Genomic DNA, 17237 nt, shown 5'->3' on the forward strand with positions numbered 1-17237 from the left:
CGGGCCCGGACCGGTCGAGTCGCGGATGACCAGGTCGGTCTGGAGCATTACCTGTGCAGTGGTACGACGGACGCCGAGCGCCGTGCCGGCACCGGACCCCCGCGCACCGCGCGGTGACTCGATGTCCTGTTGCAGCAGCATGTCGACGGCCGTCCGGCCGGCGGCCCCGGTGGGTGTGGCCACCGTCGTCAGTTTGGGGCGGGTCAGCCGGCTCAGGGTGATGTCGTCGACCCCGACGACGCTCACCTCCTGCGGCACCCGGACCCCGAGCGCGTCCAGCCCTTCGATCAGGCCGATCGCCATCAGGTCGTTGTAGGCGAGCACTGCCGACACGCCGCTGCGTCGCACCTGCTCGGCGACGGCGGAGCCGCCGACCTCGGTGGGCGCGTTGGGGCCGAGCATGGTCAGTTCCGCGCCGCCGGCTCGGGCGGCCGCGCCGGCGGCACGGCGCATCTCCCGGTTGGTCCACGAGCTGCGCGGTCCACCGAGCAGCGCGATGCTGCGGTGCCCCAGGCCGACCAGGTGCTCGATCGCGGACCGGGCGCCCTGCCCGACGTCCATCAGCACGCAGGGCAGGCCGGTCACCTGGCGGTTCACCACGACCAGTGGCACCTCGCGGCTGAGCTGTTCGATCAGGCTGTTGCTCATCCGGGGGCTGCACAGCAGCACGCCGTCCACCTGCTTCGCGAGGGCGTGGACCAGCTCTTCCTCGGCGGTCGGGTCCTCGTTGGTGTCGGCCACGAAGACGTGGTAGTCGCGGTGCCGGGCCTGACTCTCCGCCGCCTTGATCAGCGGCGGGAAGAACGGGTTCGCGATGTCCGCGATGATCAGCCCGATGTTGTGCGTCCGCCCGGTGATCAGGGCCCGGGCGGCGCGGTTGGGCCGGTAGCCCAGGTCCTCCGCGCAGGCCAGCACCCGGACCCGGGTCTCCGGGTTGACCAGGTGTGGAGCAGAGAAGGTGCGGGACACGGTGGAGATGTGCACACCGGACGCCCGGGCGACGTCCCGGATGGTGACTGGCACGGCGACCCCTTCGTCCGATGTGGTGGCGGTCACGCAGGTGTGGCCCATTAATGCAAACGGTTGCGCCAGTGTCAACGGTCAATGATTACGGCTTCGTTGCACCCACACTCCCCTTGGTCACCTGCAACCTCCCAAACACCTACAAATGACGCCGATCACGTCGTCTTCGTTGACGTGAACGCATCGATCGTGATTACTTCACTGCAAACCTTTGCAGCACCCACGGGAGGCGACCGCATGTCACCGAGAGCCGCCGGACGGGTCCGGTACGCCGTCGTGGGCACCGGCGCGCGAGCCGAGATGTTCGTCCGGGCGCTGGTGCTCGACCACGCCGACACCACCGAGCTGGTCGCCTTCGCCGACGTGAACCAGGCCCGGATGGACGCGCACAACCGCTGGCTGGGCGAGCTGGGTCACCGCCCGGTGCCCACGTACCCGGCCGGTGACTTCGCGACCATGCTGGACGCCGAACGCGTCGACGTCGTTCTGGTCACCAGCGTGGACGTCACCCACGACGAGTACGTGGTGGCAGCGCTGCGCGCCGGCCGGGAGGTCGTCACCGAGAAACCGATGACAGTGGACGCGGCCCGCTGCCGGCGGATCCTGGACACTGTCACCGAGACCGGCGGGCGGGTGACTGTCGCCTTCAACTACCGCTACAACCCGCTGCACGAACAGGTTCGCCGGCTGCTCGCCGAGGGCGCGGTCGGCGAGATCGGCTCGGTGCACTTCGAGTGGTTGCTCGACGTCCGCCACGGCGCCGACTACTTCCGCCGCTGGCACCGCGACAAGGCCACCTCCGGCGGGCTGATGGTGCACAAGGCCAGCCACCACTTCGACCTGGTCAACTGGTGGCTGGCCGCCACGCCCGTCGAGGTGTACGCGGCCGGCCGACTCTTCTTCTACGGCGAGGACGGTCGCCGGCACGGGTACGCCCGCGACTACGACCGGGCGCACGGCTCCCCCGCCGCCGCCGACGACCCGTTCGCCCTGCGGCTGGACGCGCATCCCCGGCTACGCGAGCTGTACCTCGACGCCGAGGCCGAGGACGGCTACCAGCGCGACCGCAACGTCTTCGCGCCCGGGGTGAGCATCGAGGACGACATGGCGGTGCTGGCCCGCTACTCCACCGGCGCCACCATGACCTACCACCTCACCGCGTACGCGCCCTGGGAGGGCTACCGGGTGATGGTCAACGGCAGCCGGGGCCGACTGGAGCTGAACGTGGCCGAGAACGACTACGTCGACCGGGGCACCGCCGGCGCGGTCAAGGGGGCCGCCCTGCACGGTGCCGAGGCGCCGGCCGAGGGCGGTGGTGCGACGCTTACCCTGCGCCCGTTCTGGGCCCCGCCCCGGCAGCTCCCGGTGGAGGGCCGCAGCCGGCACGGGCACGGCGGCGCGGACGCCCGGATGACCGGGGTGCTCCTCGGCGGTCAACCCGACCCGTTGGGCCGCGCTGCGACCGCCGACGACGGCGCGTTGGCCCTGCTCACCGGTCTGGCCGCCAACCGGTCCTTCGAGACCGGCCAACCCGTCCGCGTCGCCGACCTGCTCACCCCCCGCTGACACAGGAGACGAGGAGCCCCACTCCGTGCCCACGCTCGACCACACCGACCTGCTCCTGCCGCCCGAGCCGGGCCAGCGCGCGCTGGCCCGGGAGCTGTACGCCCTGGCGGCGGAGCAACCCATCATCTCGCCGCACGGGCACGTCGACCCGGCCCTGCTCGCCGAGGACCGACCCTTCCCGGACCCGGCGCAGCTGCTCATCGTGCCCGACCACTACCTGACCCGGATGCTGCTCAGTCAGGGCGTACCCCCGGCGGATCTGGGGGTGCCCACCCGCGACGGCAGCCCGGTGGAGACCGACGGCCGGGTGATCTGGCGACGCTTCGCCGCGCATTGGCACCTGTTCCGGGGCACCCCGTCGCGACTGTGGCTGGAGCAGACCTTCCGCACCGTCTTCGGGGTGCACACCCCGCTTCACCCGGGCACCGCCGACGCCATCTACGACGAGATCGCGGCCCGGCTCGCCGAGCCGGACTTCCGGCCCCGGGCGCTGTTCGAGCGGTTCGGCATCGAGGTCCTGGCGACCACCGAGTCGCCGCTGGACGACCTCGCGCAGCACGCCAAACTCGCCGCCGACGGGTGGGGCGGGCCGGGCGGCCGGGTGGTCACCACGTTCCGCCCGGACGACGTGGTGGACATGGAGTTCGAGGGCTGGTCGACCAACGTGGACCGTCTCGGCGACCGGGCCGGCGAGGACACCGGCACCTACGCCGGCTACCTGGCGGCGTTGCGGGCCCGACGCGCCGCGTTCATCGCCGCCGGCGCCACCTCCTCCGACCACGGCCACCCCACCGCGCGCACCCTGGATCTGACCCCGGCCGAGGCCGAGCGGCTCTACGACCGGGGTCGGCGCGGCGAGGCCGACGCCGCCGACGCGGAGGCGTTCCGGGCGCACATGCTCGTGGAGTTCGCCCGGATGTCGCTCGACGACGGCCTGGTCATGCAGCTGCACCCCGGCGCGGTGCGCAACCACAACCGGTGGTTGCACGCCCGGCACGGTCGCGACGTCGGCGGCGACATCCCGCAGGCCACCGAGTACGTGCACGCGCTCGCCCCGCTGCTGGAACGCTACGGCAACGACCCCCGGCTGCGACTGGTGCTCTACACCCTCGACGAGGACACCTTCACCCGCGAGCTGGCGCCCCTCGCGGGCGGGTACGCCGCGCTGCTGCTCGGCGCGCCCTGGTGGTTCCTGGACTCCCCGGAGGTGCTGCGCCGGTTCCGGGAGGCGGTGACCGAGAGCGCCGGCTTCTACAACACCACCGGGTTCGTCGACGACACCCGGGCGTTCTGTTCCATCCCGGTACGCCACGACGTGGCCCGCCGGGTGGACGCCGGCTTCCTGGCCCGGCTCGTCGCCGAGCACCGGCTGCCCATGGACGAGGCCGCGGAGACCATCGTCGACCTGGCGTACCGGCTGCCCAAGCGGGTCTTCAACTTCGGAAGGGCTGACCAGTGACCACCACCATCACCTCCGTCGAGGTGCACGACGTGCGGTTCCCCACCGCCGCCCGAGGCGACGGCTCCGACGCGATCAACCGGGGCGACTACTCGGCGACGTACGTGGAGCTGGGCACCGACGCCGGCCCGAGCGGCGCCGGGTTCACCTTCACCAACGGCCGGGGCAACGAGATCACCTGTGCGGCGGTGCGTGCCCTGGCCCACCACGTCCAGGGGCGCACCATCGAGGAGATCACTGCCGAGCCGGTGGCGTTCTGGCGCTCGCTCAGCGCCGACGTGCAGCTGCGCTGGCTGGGCCCGGAGAAGGGCGTCATCCACATGGCGACCGGCGCGCTGGTCAACGCGGTGTGGGACCTGCGGGCCGCACTGGCCGGCAAGCCGATGTGGCGCTTCCTCGCCGACCTGCCTACCGACGAGCTCGTGGCCAGCGTCGACTTCAAGCACATCACCGACGCGCTCACCCCCGACGAGGCGGCCGCCATCCTCGACAAGGGACGCGACGGGCTCACCGACCGGTTGGCCACCCTCGAACGTGACGGTTTTCCGTCGTACACCACATCGGTCGGTTGGCTCGGCTACCCCGACGACAAGGTGCGGGCGCTGACCCGGCAGGCGTACGCCGACGGCTGGCGGGCGATGAAGATGAAGGTCGGCGGCCCGCTCGCCGACGATCTGCGGCGGGCCCGGATCATCCGGGAGGAGATCGGCCCGGACGCGCTGTTGATGATGGACGCCAACCAGGTCTGGGACGTCGACGAGGCGATCACCGCGATGGCGGCGCTGGCCGAGGTGGACCCGTACTGGATCGAGGAGCCCACCCACGCCGACGACATCCTCGGGCACGCCCGGATCGCCCGCGCGGTGGGCGAGTTGACCGGCGGTCGCTGCCGGGTGGCCACCGGTGAGGTGGCCGCCAACCGGGTGATCTTCAAGCAGCTTCTTCAGGCCGAGGCGATCGGGGTGATGCAGGTCGACGCCGCCCGGGTCGGCGGCGTCAACGAGGTCCTGGCCGAGCTGCTACTGGCGGCGAAGTTCGGCGTGCCGGTCTGCCCGCACGCCGGCGGCGTCGGCCTCTGCGAGTACGTCCAGCACCTGGCGATCTTCGACTACCTGCGGGTGGGCGCCGGTCTGGACGGTCGGATGATCGAGTACGTCGACCATCTGCACGAGCACTTCGTCGATCCGGTGCGGACCCGCGGTGGCCGCTACCTGCTGCCCGAACGGCCCGGTTACAGCGCCACCATGCAACCCGCGTCGATCGCGGAGTTCCGCTTCCCGGACGGCCCGGCATGGCAGTGACCGTCGGGGCCTCCCGGCTCGGCCTGGGCATGCTGCGCCGGCTGCCCGCCGAGGCCCGCCCGCTGATCCGGCCGGGCACCGTGCCGACCGGCGTCGTCCACCTGGGGTTGGGCGCGTTCCACCGGGCCCACCAGGCCGTGTTCACCGAGGCGGCGGTCGGCGCGGCCGGGGGTGACTGGGGCATCGTGGCGGTCGCGCCGCGCAGCACGGCGGTGGTCGAGGCGATCGCCGCGCAGGACAACCTGTTCAGCGTCAGCGCCCTTTCCGCGGCCGGCAGCTCCACCCGGGTGGTGGGTGCGCTGAGCGGGGTCCGGCACGCGCCCAGCGACCCGGACGCCGTGGTGGCGTTGCTCGCCGACCCGGCGGTCCGCGTGGTGACCCTGACCGTCACCGAGAAGGCGTACCACCTCGACCCGGTGACCGGCCGACTGTCCGCGGACTCGGCGCTCGCCGCGGACCTGGCCGGCGGCCGAGCGCCGACCACGGTGCCGGGGCTGCTGCTGCGCGGGCTGGCCGCCCGGGCCGCCGCGGACGCCGGTCCGGTGGCTCTGGTGAGCTGCGACAACTTGCCGGCCAACGGTCGTCGACTGCGCGGCATGCTCGACCAGGCGGTCGGCCGGGCCGGCGGGGTGCCCGCCGGGCTCGTCGAGTGGGTGGCCGGCAACGTCACCTGCCCGGGCACCATGGTGGACCGGATCGTGCCGGCCAGCACCCCGGAGACGATCGAGGCGGCCCGGCGGGCGCTCGGCGTGACCGACCTGGCCGCCGTGGCCGCCGAGCCGTACGCGCAGTGGGTGATCGAGGACGACTTCCCCGGCGGTCGGCCCGGCTGGGAGTTCGCCGGGGCGGTGCTCACCGACGACGCCGGCCCGTGGGAGCGGTTGAAGCTACGCGCCCTCAACGGGGTGCACTCCGCCATCGCCTACCTCGGAGCGTTGGCCGGTCGGGAGACCATTGCCGACGCGCTGGAGATCCCGCACCTGCGTGACGTGCTGCGCCGGCTGATCGCCGAGGACGTGGCGGCCAGCTTCACCCCGCCGGACGGGGTGCGGGTGGTCGACTACGGCGAGCAGGCCCTCGCCCGTTTCGGTAACCCGGCGATCCACCACCGCACCCTCCAGGTGGCTATCGACGGCTCGCAGAAGCTGCCGCAGCGCGTCCTGCACACCATCGCCGACCTGCGCGCGACCGGCCGGTCCGCGCGCTGGGGCGCGCTGGTCGTGGCGTCCTGGTTGCGCTTCGCGCTCGGGTACGCCGACGACGGCCGGCCGTTGCCGTTCCAGGACCCACTGGCGGGGCCGATCCGGGCCGCCCTGGACGCCGGCTCGCAGAGCCCGGCGGGCGCTGTCGACGCGGTCTTCGCGCTACGCGACGTCATCCCGGTGGAGGTGGCCGAGGACGACGAGGTCCGCGCCGATGTGATCGCCTGGCTGACCGCGTTGGAGCGGCACGGCGTCGAGGCCACCCTGGCCGGTGCGCGGTGAGCGGGTCCACCCGGGCCGGTCGGCGGTGAGCGGGGCCACCCCGCCGCCCCGGGTGGCGGTGATCGGGGCGAACGGGCACGGTCGCTGGCACCGGCGGGTCATCGCGCCCCTGCACGCCGCCGGTCGGCTGCGGTTGGTCGCCCTGGTCGACGTCCGACCGGTGGAGGACGACCCGGCCGCCCCGGTGCCGCCCGGGGTGGCGGTGTTCACCGACCACCGGACGATGCTCGCCGCCACCCGACCGGAGGTGGTGGTGATCTGCACGCCTCCGCACACCCATCTGGCGATCGCCCGCGACGCCCTGGCCACCGGCGCGGATCTGCTGCTGGAGAAGCCGCCGGTGCTGTCGCTGGCCGAGCACGAGGAGCTGACCTGGGCCCTCACCGCCGCCGGTCGGGTGGCCCAGGTCGGCTTCCAGGCGCTCGGCTCGGCGGCCCTCACCGCGCTGACCGACGCGCTGGCCGCCGGCCGGCTGGGCACTGTCACCGGCATCTCCACCGTCGCCGCGTGGCTTCGGCCGGACGCCTACTACGCCCGCTCCCCCTGGGCCGGTCGACGGACCGTGAACGGCCGGCCGGTGCTGGACGGCGCGCTCGTCAACCCGCTCGCGCACGCGGTGATGCAGTGCCTGGCGATCGCCGAGGCGCTCGCCGGGGCGACGCCGTGGCCGGTCGCGATCGAGGTGGAACGCTATCGGGTCCGGCCGATCGAGGTGGAGGACACCGCCGTGTTGCGGGTCCGGTTCCGCGCCGGGCCGCCGGTGCTGGTGGCGGTGACCCTGGCCGCCGAGGAGTTCGTGGCGGGCGAGGTGGTGGTGACCGGTACGACGGGGCAGGCGGTGCTGGAGTACCCGACCGACCGGCTGCGCCTGCCCGGGGACGTGGTGACCCGCCGGGTGCCGGGGCGGCTGGGGCTGCTGGAGAACCTGCTCGCCCACCGGGTCGACCCGTCGGGCGTGCCACTGATCGCGCCGCTGGCCCGTACCGCGCCGTTCACCGCGCTGCTGGACGCGTTGCGGCCCGCGCCGGAGCCCCGGCTGCTCGACGGCGAGTTGGTGACCACCCTCGGCGAGGGCGGGGAGCGGGTCCGCCACCTGCGGGGCGTCGTCGACGTGTTGCGCCGGGCGGCCGAGCGGGGGGCGCTGCCGAGCGAGCTGGGGGTGCCGTGGGCGTCCGGCGCGTACCGCGCCGAGCTGGCGGGACAGACGAACAACCGACAGGTCCCATGATCAGCGAACGGAGTGAGTCGATGCGCAGAGTCCTCGGCGGCGCCACGGTTGTCGCCCTTCTCCTCGGCGCCGCCCCGGCCGCCGCCCCGGCCGCCGCCGCTGCCCGTCCGGACGTCCCGTCCGCCGACCGGCTCTCCTGGTTGGCCGACCGCCTCGGCCGGCAGACACTGCCCGAGCGCGACGGTTGGGCGGCCGACGGCCCCGGCACCACCGGCGGCTCGGCGGCCACTCCCGAGCGGACCCGGGTGGTCCACAGCCGGCGGAACTGGTCGCCGCGCTGGGCGGCGACAACGCCGGTAACGCCGCCGACGCCACCCCGAAGCTCATCTACGTCGACGGTGCGATCGACGGCTTCGAGGGGCCCGACGGCACGCCGCTGAGCTGCGCCGACCTGGCCGACCCCGGATACCGGTTGGACGCCTACCTGGCCGCGTACGACCCGTCGGTGTGGGGACGGGTGCCACCGAGCGGGCCACTGGAGGAGGCGCGGGTGCGTTCGGTGACCAACCAGACCCGGCAGACCCAGATCAATGTCGGGCCGAACACCACGATCGTCGGGCTGCGCGGCGCTCGACTGACCGGCCTCACCCTCATGATCGACCGGGCGTCGAACGTCATCGTCCGCAACCTGACCCTCGTCGACGCCCGGGACTGCTTCCCCGCCTGGTCGCCGACCGACGGCGAGGCCGGCAACTGGAACAGCCAGTACGACCAGATCTCGGTACGCCGCAGCGAGAACGTCTGGGTCGACCACAACACCTTCACCGACGGCGACAACCCCGACAGCGCCCAGCCGGTGTACTTCGGTCGGCCGTACCAGGTGCACGACGGGTCGCTGGACGTCACGCACACCGCCAGCCTGGTCACCGCCTCCTGGAACCGCTTCACCGGTCGGGACAAGCTGCTGTTGATCGGCTCGTCCAACACGGTCGGCCCGGACGTCGGCCGGCTGCGGGTCACAGTGCACCACAACCTCTTCGACGGCGTCCTGCAACGGCTGCCCCGGGTGCGTTTCGGCCAGGTCGACGTCTACAACAACCACTACCGACTCGGTGGGGACGACTTCCAGTACGCGCTCGGCATCGGTGTCCAGTCGGCGATCTACGCGCAGAACAACTTCTTCACAGTGGACGCGGCGGTCGACCCGGCGGACCTGCTCTACGACTGGGGCGGCACCGCGGTGACCGAGCGAGGCTCCTGGGTCCGTCAGGGCGGCGGCGCGGCCCGACCGGTCGACCTGCTGGCGGCGTACAACGCGACACATGACCCCGACCTGGCCGCGGACGCGGGCTGGACGCCCACCCTGCGCCGCGACCCCGTGCTGCCAGCGCCGCTCGTCCCCCTCCTGGTGGGCCCGCTCGCCGGCGCCGATCGGCTGCCGATCTGACGGCTCGTCGCGCCCGCGACTCGCGGTCGGGTCGACGACGTACGGGCTCATCGATCTGGTGAAGATCGGCTATAAGTGACGCATGGACTTCCCGCCGCACCTGGGCAGCATGCCGATGCACGCGATCACCGAGATCCACGGCGAACCGGGCCTGCTGGAACGCTTCCGGTTGGAGGTCCAGCAGTTCGACGATGCCGCCCGGGCGCGGTTGACCGCCGCGCTCGACCTCGCCGCCGAACTGCACCGCGACGATCGACGCGTCCGCGAGCCGTACCTGAACCACCTGCTGCGGGTGGCGATCAGGCTGATGCACCACTACCAGGTGCGGGACGTGGACGTGATCGTCGCCGGTCTGTTGCACGACGCGGTGGAGGACCATCCGGTCGAGCTGGCCGACGGCGAGCCGGGCACCGACCCGACCGGGGCCGCGCTGGCCGCGCTCGCCGCGCGGTTCGGGCCTCGGGTGGCCACCCTGGTCGCCGCCGTCACCAATCCGGTGTACGACCCCGAGCGCGACCGCAACGCGCAGTACCGGGAGCATCTGGCGGTCAGTCTGGACCGGGAGCCCTGGGCCCGGGTGATCAAGGTGTCGGACTTCACCGACAACGGGGTGGGCGTGATCCACACGGTCGGGCCGAAGGTGATCTCATCGGCCCGCAAGTACCGCCCGCTGGTGCCGCTGTTCCGGGATCTGATCGGCCGGCCGGACACCCCGTTGTCGCCCGCGGTGAAGCGGCACATCTTCGGCCAGCTGGACCTTGCCGAGGAGCGGTTCAGCGCCATCCTCGACCAGCCCGCGTCGAACTGACCCGTCCCCGGATCACCCGACCGGGTTCCGTGACAAGTTCTCAGATCTGCTCGGAAGCCTCGGGCCTTACGGTTGGTTTGCGCTGAATGAGAGGAAATGCCCCTCTCGATTCGTTTTTCCGGCGCGTCACCAATCGAGAGGATTCGGACCATGCGCGACCTTTCCCGCCGCGATCTGCTCAGGGCGACGGCCGTCGGCGCCGGAGCGGTCGCTGTCCCGAGCGTGATCGCCGGCAGCTCGGCCATCGCGGCCGACGGTCCCCGGTGGCCCTCCGACACGACGTTCCCGCCGGCTCAGCTGACCGGCCGGATCGTCCGCCCGCAGAGCCCCGAATACGCGGAGGCCAGCCTCGGCTGGGACGAGCTGTTCGTGCACTATCCGCTGGTCATCGTCTTCGCCCAGGAGACCCAGGACGTGGTCAACGCGCTCACCTGGGCGCGGCAGCACGACGTCGCGCTGCGGGTACGCAGTGGCCGGCACAACCTGGAAGGCTGGTCGAACGTCGACAACGGCATCGTGATCGACGTCAGCGAGCTGAAGGACGTCCACATCGACACCGCCACCCGCACGGCGAAGGTCGGCGCGGGGCTCACCCAGTCGGAGGCGGTAACCGCCCTCGGCGAGCACGACTTCGCGGCGACGACGGGCACGGAGGGCACCGTGGGCCTCTCCGGCGCCACCCTCGGCGGCGGCTTCGGCTTCCTCACCCGCTACCTCGGGATGGCCTGCGACAACCTGATCGGCGCGGAGATCGTCGTGGCGGCGGGCGCCGACGGGGCGAAGGTGCTGGAGGTGGACCAGTGGAACTACCCGGACCTGCTCTGGGCGCTGCGCGGAGCGGGCAACGGCAACTTCGGGATCGTCACCTCCCTGACCTACCAGGTCGCTCCGCTCACCAGCGTCGCCTACCTACAGGTGAGCTGGCCCGGTCTCGGCGACCTGCACGAGGTCTTCGACGCCTGGCAGCGTGTAGCACCCTTCACCGACCCCCGCCTCGGCACCCAGGTCGAGGTCCACCCGACCGAGATCCTGCTGTTCGCGGTGCTCGCGGACGGGTCCGAGGCGGAGGCCAGGAGGCTGCTGGCGCCGATCCTGTCGATCGGCAACCCCACGGTCACCGTGCAGATCGGCGGCTGGGGCGACGTCTACGCCGGCTTCCAGATCCCGACCGAGGACGAGCCCGCGAACTGGAAGTTCTTCTCCCAGTTCACCCGCGAGCCGTTCCCGGCGAAGGCGGTCAGCATCATCAGCGAGTTCATGCGCAAGGCGCCCTCGCCCGACAGCAACTTCTTCACCCAGGCCTTCGGCCGGGGGGCGCAACGACAGGAGCCCTTCGGCGGCTCGGCGTTCCCGCACCGCGACGCGCTCTTCTACTCGGAGCCCGGCGCGGGCTGGGGCACCCGCGGCGAGCCCGACAGCGGCGACGCCATCACCCCGATCGCCCAGACGTGGATCGCCGAGTTCAGCCAGGCACTGCGGCCCTACGTGGACGGCGCCTACGTCAACGTGCCGAACATCGGCATGGCCGAGTGGGAGAAGGCCTACTGGGGGCGCAACTTCCCGCGGCTACGCAAGATCAAGGCGAAGTACGACCCGCACAACGTCTTCCAGTACGAGCAGAGCATCCCGCCCGCGACGCACTGACCCGAAGGACCGGCGGTGCGGGCGACCCGACCCGCACCGCCGGGGCGTCACTCAGCGTGAGTCTCCGTTGCCGTTGCCGTTGCCGCTGCCGCCGACGGCAGGGGTGGTCAGCGGTCACGATCGCACCGCCTCGTCGAGGACGACGCGCAACGGATGCGGGGCGCTGGCGGCGAGGTCGCCGAGCACGGCGAGCAGCAGACGGTACTGATCGGACGGCTCGTCGGCCAGCAGCTGGCCGGCGTCAGTGATCAGCACTGTGAGCGGACCGGTGTCAAGCCGGTCCCGGAGCACGTCGGAGAGGGCGTCCCAGGTGTTCCCCAGGTACGTCGGCAGGGCCAGCACGGCGGTGAGCGCGGCGAACAGACCGGCCCTGGTCCGCGTCGTCGTTCCGGCGAGCACCACCGCGCCGGGCACGTCGAGGGCTCCGTCGCGGCAGACGATCAGCCAATCGGGCACCCGGCCCGCGTCCTCGTCGACCATGACGTTCCTCCTGATCTGACCGGGGGGCGGCATCTGACCGGGGCGACGACGCCCCGGCGGGGCCAGCCGACAGTCGCGGCCGGCCGGCCCCCAGGTCACTCACTCAGAGCCGGTAGAAGTCGGTGTAGTGGTTGGGCGAGAACCAGGTGACGCCGGTGCTGCGGTTCACCACGATCCGGTACGCGTCCCGGGCGGCGCCCTGGGTACGCGGGTAGACGTCGTACTCGTAGTAGGTGGCGTTGGTAGGCAGTTGACCCTCGTAGTTGTAGAACTGGCCGCCGGCGAAGTTGGACTTCCCGCCGCTCCAGGAGTACCAGCCGCGGCTGGTCGGGAACCCCTTGGCCGACCAGCCCGAACGGGCGGTACGGGCGTCCGCGCAGCGGCTCATGGTGCAGGAGCTGTAGACCGCCGCCGACGCCGGATCGGTCAATCGAGGCGAGACCACGGACGGGCCGACCAGCGCGGCGGCGACCATGGCGAGGAGCAGGGCGAGGGTGGTGGTACGCCGGCGGATCGCGCCGAGCGTGGCCAGCGGGGACACGAGGGTGGACACAGGCTGCCTCCAGACCATCCAGTTCATCGATCCGCGTGATTGTCGGACCGGACCCAGTCTCACCGTTGACGCTCGACGGCAACACCCCTCGGCGTCCCAACTGCTCCACAATGCTCGGTGAACCGCGAATGATTTGTTTCAGCGCACCCGGGCAGGATGTCGTCTGCGGTTGACCGCCACCCGGCGCGCATGGCCTGGATCGCGTCGATATGCCGACCGCTCGGTGACGGCGTGGCGGCGGACATATCGGTCACCGGTTGTTAGCGTGAAACGCGGATCCGTGACCGTGGAGGGGTGCCATGACGGACGCCCCCGACGGGAGGCCCAGGCCCGCGGACCAGTGGCGACACCGGGGCGTACGCGGGTTGACCATCGCCCGCGACGCCGCCGTGCAAGGCTGGCGGTGGTGGGCGCGTAGCTGGGATCGGCTGGTCGCCGCGCTTCAGGACGAGGCGCCCGTCGGCTCCGCGGCCCCGCCGTCGCCGTCCGGTCCACTGGTCGAACAGCGCGACGCGCCCCGGCTGATCGCGGTCCCCGCTCGTGGATACGTGTACTCGTTCTACGTCCGCGCCACCTTCGCCTGGTCGTCGCCTGCGAGCCTGCGGGCCGAGGTGCTGAGCTGGTACGTGCAGTACTTCCAACCGAACGCGGTCCAGCGGCTGACCCGTCTCGCGGCCGACGCCGCCCGGAACCTGCCGCCGAACCGGGCAGCGGACCTGGAGGTGGCGTTGCAGCGGGCGCTGGCCGAGGATCCCCTGTGGCACTACCAACGGGGCGACATCACGCTGACCTGCCGCCCCGACGCCGCCGTACGACTCGACGAACGGATCCTGCCGGCGCTTCAGCCGCACGTCGACCGCATGGTCGAGCTGGAGTACCAGTTCGACGAGCAGATCCGAAGGGCCCGGTACGCCGAGGAGCTGAGCCGCCGATGGACGGCCATCCTGGACGATCACACGGACGACGACGACCTGGCCGACGCCCGCGACCACATGCTCACGGCGCAACGAGAAGCCGCACGGTGGATCGCCGAACTCCTCCACCGCCACGCCAACCCCGCACCAGAGTCGGCACCAACGCCCAGGATTCCCCCACAACAAACCCACCCCACCCCCGCCCCTGCCCCACCAGCCCCCGAGTAACCCTCGTCGCCACGCCCGCCCACTCCCCCTCTCCCTCTCTCCCTCCCCCTCCCTCCCCTCCGACCTCATGATCAAGTGATGAAAAGTAGGTCTGGGAGACCTGTTGGACCTACTTTTCATCACTTGATCATGGGTTGGAGCGGGCTCGGTTGGCGAGGATGGCGACGGTCTCCTGGCGGACCTGGACCGGATCCGTGGTGAGGCGGCGGTGGCTGAAGCGGACGACGACGATGCCGACGGTCGCGAGCAGGGCGTCGCGGCGGAGGTCGATTTCGCGTTCGGCCGGGTCGCCGTGGCTGGTCGCGCCGTCCAACTCGATGTTGACCCGCTCCGCCTCGGCGAACATGTCAAGGTAGATCGTCCGGGCACCGACCCGTACCCGCGCCTGCCGGATGAACCTCGGCATTCCCGGTCCGGTGAAGACGTGGTCGTGGCCCCAGATTTCCAACGGGCTGCGGCACCCGGCGGCGAGCCGGTCCAGCAAACCGCTCAGTGCCCCACGGTCGGGCATTCTCGCCACCTCGGCAAGGGCGTCGGCCAGGCGCGGCGGCGTGGTCATCCGATCGTTGACCGCGCGGATGAGCACACTCGATCGGTCGATCGGCGGCAGCAGCGGCCAACAGTCCACCAGGGTCCGGTCGAGCCGGGTGACCGGCAGTCCTCCCCGTGTCACCACCTGCGGCGGCGCGACCGCGAAGTCGGACCGGTGGGCTACGACCAGATGCGGCCGGTCACGCAGGCCTGATCCTCGCGGCAGGTCGAGATACACCGGCTCGCCCGGTGGCTGGCGGCGTAGACCCCACACGTCGAGCGCGGTCAGGCGGCTCAGCGCCCCACGCTCGTCAACGTACGCCAGCGCAGCGGGTCGGGCGACGTCCCGCTCGACCCGGGCCAGCATCGGCAGGTCGACGTTGGAGTTGCGGATCAGCGCGGCGTCGCCGTAGACCCCGGGTAGCAGTCGGATCAGCAGGTCCGCCCGCCGGGCGGTCTGGATCTTCCACGCCGGGGCCACCCGCACCATGTCCCGTCGAGTGACCAACCCATCGCCACTGACGAGGAGCGATTGAATCAGCGCATCCACCGCCTCACCCTGGCGTGATGCGCAGCCCCGCGAGGGCTGCTGTGGACAGCGGAGGCACCTGTGGACAGCCGCTCGGATCGCGGTCGATTGTGGTAGACGCCCGTCAAGCGACAGTCCGCGCTCGCCCGCTGGCGCTGGGACAGCCTGGTTAGTGCGTTCTAACCGCCGAACTTCAGCGCCTGCCGCAGATCCACGTCCAGGCTCTCGTTGTACTGCGGATCGGGCTCAGCCCCGGCAGCGCTGAGGACGGTGCTGAAGAAGCATCTGGCGCCGACGGCGAGGATCACGTGGAAGATGTCCGTGTCATCGAGACCGTGACCACGCAGGCTCTCGACGTCGGCCTCGGTGACGGAGTTCGCGTCGGCCGCGACCTTTCCGGCGAAGTCGACGACTGCGACCTCCTGTGCGGAGAGACCGGCGCTGCCAGTGTCTGACGCGATGGCGGCGACGGTTGGCGCGTCGAAGAACTTGTCGCGTAGGACCTTCCCATGCGCCAGGCCGCAGTAGGAGGATTTCAGGGCCCGGGCTGCGGCGAGCGTCACCAACTCATAGCGGCGCAGCTCCATCCCGGCCTTCACCGAACCGTTGAGCTGCTGCCATGCCAGGTACGCCGCTGGGCTCTGGGCGAACAACCTGGTGTAGTTGGGCAGATAGCCCATCGCCTTCGTGTCGGCATCGAACATCCGCTCGGTGTCCGCCGACTGCTCTGCCTGCTGTAGGAAACTCATCCGGCTCCTCCCCATGATTGACCCGGACGGTACGCCGTGGGGCCTGCGGACGCTGTCAGGAAATCGGTCGGCGCGCCCGAGCCATGCCCGCGGCCGGTAACCTCGCGCGCGCACTGATGGATCAGCTACGTAGCCGCCCATTCCATGGCGAATGGCCGCCGCCGGCTGGTCGACCCGGCGGCGGCCATTCGGCCCCGAAAGCGCCCGTCCAGACAGGTGCGCGCGCTAGTAGGTGAAGGTCCAGAGGAAGTAGAAGCCGGGGGCGTTGGGGCCGTACTGGCGGTACTCGCAGTAGTACCAGCTCCACAGGCCGGTCCGAACACCCTCGCTGCCGTAGCTGTTGCAGAACTGACCGTCGGAGTAGACGTTGCGCAGCGTGCCGCCCGGTGGATCCGCCGCAGCCGGAGTGGCGCTGAACCCGACCACTCCGCCCAGTGCCAGGGCCACCGCCGTCGCCAGGGTCGCCCATCTGCGTCCGCGCATGAAGCCTCCTCATCACTGTCCACGGCGCATGGCGGCTCCGCGTTGAACCGAGACCGGGACATCGAAGTTCGTCAACGCAAAGGCTCGCATGGGCGCGTGTGGTCTGGCTCCCGACAACGGGTGGCGCCACCGCGATGATCCGCCAGCGCGATCTCCGTCGAATGGGCATCAGCCCTGAACACGGGCCAGCCACGGTGACGCCCAGCGATCCCACTTCCACGGCGACGTCACATGGGCCGGTTGTGGTCGACCCAACACCCGCCCGCATCGGGTCCACGGAACCGCCGCACTCAGGTGGTGGGTACCTCCGGCATCGCGGTGGACCGGTCGACCAACGCCTGCCGCAGCGTCGCGGACTGCTCCACCGACCCCCCGCGCACCCCGAGACTGCGCCGGGCCGCCCGGTAGTACCCGTCGCGGGCCTCGTCGACGCGGGTCAGCATCCCCGCCACGTCCGATGGCGGCTCGACGATTCCACGAGCGAGCCGTTCTACCTGCCAGATCGCGTCCCGCCAGTTGGCGGCGGCCGAGACAGTCGGCTCGTCGCCGAGCAGCAACAGGTTCTCCCAGACGATGGTGCGCCGAGCGTCCGCCTCAGCCAGCCGGACCAGCCCCTCCTCGCGGTCGATGGGGTGGCTCCGCGAACCCGGCCGGTGGGCGGCTGTGAGTCGCAGCGCCACTGCGTGACTCTCCTTGAGGGCGTGCGCGTAGTCGACGTACGCGTCGAGCCGCCGCTCGTCCCAGCGGACGCTCTGGCTGCGACGCCATCGGGCGCGGTCGGCGAGGGAGGTGGCGAGGATCGTGCCCACGGTGCCAACCAGGACGCCGAGAAGCGCCGGAAGCTGCGTCAGAAGGTCGCTCACGCGCTAG

General features: G+C 71.6%; 16 protein-coding genes. 9 read left to right on the top strand and 7 right to left on the bottom strand.

Annotated elements, in window-relative coordinates:
• A partial coding sequence (locus AB0B48_RS14460; protein WP_357200851.1) for a LacI family DNA-binding transcriptional regulator occupies positions 1-1023 on the bottom strand: 1023 nt, incomplete at its 3' end.
• 237 nt (positions 1024-1260) lie between these two features.
• Between AB0B48_RS14460 and AB0B48_RS14465 the strand changes: the two genes are divergently transcribed.
• The 8 genes from AB0B48_RS14465 (at position 1261) to AB0B48_RS14500 (ending at position 11900) form a co-directional block, all read left to right on the top strand.
• Positions 1261-2589 carry a Gfo/Idh/MocA family oxidoreductase gene (locus AB0B48_RS14465; RefSeq protein ID WP_357200854.1) on the top strand — a complete coding sequence of 443 codons (1329 nt, stop codon included), beginning with the start codon at positions 1261-1263 and terminating at the stop codon, positions 2587-2589.
• Between the two features lie 25 nt (positions 2590-2614).
• Positions 2615-4048: a glucuronate isomerase gene (gene uxaC, locus AB0B48_RS14470; RefSeq protein WP_357200857.1), complete on the top strand. Its 1434-nt coding sequence runs from the start codon at positions 2615-2617 to the stop codon at positions 4046-4048.
• Positions 4045-5349, top strand: coding sequence for an enolase C-terminal domain-like protein (locus AB0B48_RS14475; protein ID WP_357200860.1), 1305 nt, complete (start codon positions 4045-4047; stop codon positions 5347-5349). Before uxaC ends, AB0B48_RS14475 begins: the two co-directional genes overlap by 4 nt.
• Entirely contained in the window at positions 5340-6833 is a 1494-nt protein-coding gene (locus tag AB0B48_RS14480; protein ID WP_357200863.1) for a mannitol dehydrogenase family protein, read from the top strand. Before AB0B48_RS14475 ends, AB0B48_RS14480 begins: the two co-directional genes overlap by 10 nt.
• Positions 6823-8061, top strand: coding sequence for a Gfo/Idh/MocA family oxidoreductase (locus AB0B48_RS14485; RefSeq protein ID WP_357200866.1), 1239 nt, complete (start codon positions 6823-6825; stop codon positions 8059-8061). Before AB0B48_RS14480 ends, AB0B48_RS14485 begins: the two co-directional genes overlap by 11 nt.
• A 184-nt stretch (positions 8062-8245) precedes the next feature.
• Entirely contained in the window at positions 8246-9448 is a 1203-nt protein-coding gene (locus tag AB0B48_RS14490) for a polysaccharide lyase family 1 protein (protein ID WP_357200869.1), read from the top strand.
• Between the two features lie 82 nt (positions 9449-9530).
• On the top strand, positions 9531-10256 hold the full coding sequence (locus AB0B48_RS14495; protein ID WP_357200871.1) for an HD domain-containing protein: 726 nt from the start codon (positions 9531-9533) through the stop codon (positions 10254-10256).
• A 150-nt stretch (positions 10257-10406) separates the two neighbouring features.
• Positions 10407-11900, top strand: coding sequence for an FAD-binding oxidoreductase (locus AB0B48_RS14500; protein WP_357200874.1), 1494 nt, complete (start codon positions 10407-10409; stop codon positions 11898-11900).
• 114 nt (positions 11901-12014) lie between these two features.
• On the opposite strand, the gene AB0B48_RS14505 is transcribed toward AB0B48_RS14500, so the two are convergent.
• A complete protein-coding gene (locus AB0B48_RS14505) occupies positions 12015-12380 on the bottom strand; it encodes a barstar family protein (RefSeq protein ID WP_357200877.1) in 366 nt (121 codons plus the stop codon).
• A 103-nt stretch (positions 12381-12483) separates the two neighbouring features.
• On the bottom strand, positions 12484-12933 hold the full coding sequence (locus AB0B48_RS14510) for a ribonuclease domain-containing protein (protein ID WP_244166133.1): 450 nt from the start codon (positions 12931-12933) through the stop codon (positions 12484-12486).
• Between the two features lie 299 nt (positions 12934-13232).
• On the opposite strand from AB0B48_RS14510, the gene AB0B48_RS14515 reads away from it, so the two are divergent.
• On the top strand, positions 13233-14075 hold the full coding sequence (locus AB0B48_RS14515; RefSeq protein ID WP_357200882.1) for a hypothetical protein: 843 nt from the start codon (positions 13233-13235) through the stop codon (positions 14073-14075).
• Positions 14076-14202: 127 nt separating this feature from the next.
• On the opposite strand, the gene AB0B48_RS14520 is transcribed toward AB0B48_RS14515, so the two are convergent.
• The 4 genes from AB0B48_RS14520 to AB0B48_RS14535 form a co-directional block, all read right to left on the bottom strand.
• Positions 14203-15156, bottom strand: a complete 954-nt coding sequence (locus tag AB0B48_RS14520) for a DUF559 domain-containing protein (protein ID WP_357200885.1) — start codon at positions 15154-15156, stop codon at positions 14203-14205.
• 158 nt (positions 15157-15314) lie between these two features.
• Positions 15315-15884, bottom strand: coding sequence for a peroxidase (locus AB0B48_RS14525; RefSeq protein ID WP_357200888.1), 570 nt, complete (start codon positions 15882-15884; stop codon positions 15315-15317).
• 225 nt (positions 15885-16109) lie between these two features.
• Positions 16110-16367 (bottom strand): hypothetical protein, encoded by a 258-nt coding sequence (locus AB0B48_RS14530; RefSeq protein ID WP_357200891.1) that lies wholly within the window; start codon positions 16365-16367, stop codon positions 16110-16112.
• A gap of 290 nt (positions 16368-16657) precedes the next feature.
• Entirely contained in the window at positions 16658-17230 is a 573-nt protein-coding gene (locus tag AB0B48_RS14535) for a hypothetical protein (RefSeq protein WP_357200894.1), read from the bottom strand.
• Positions 17231-17237: the final 7 nt, after the last annotated feature.

The organism is Micromonospora sp. NPDC049089, assembly GCF_040648775.1.
Lineage (GTDB): Bacteria > Actinomycetota > Actinomycetes > Mycobacteriales > Micromonosporaceae > Micromonospora.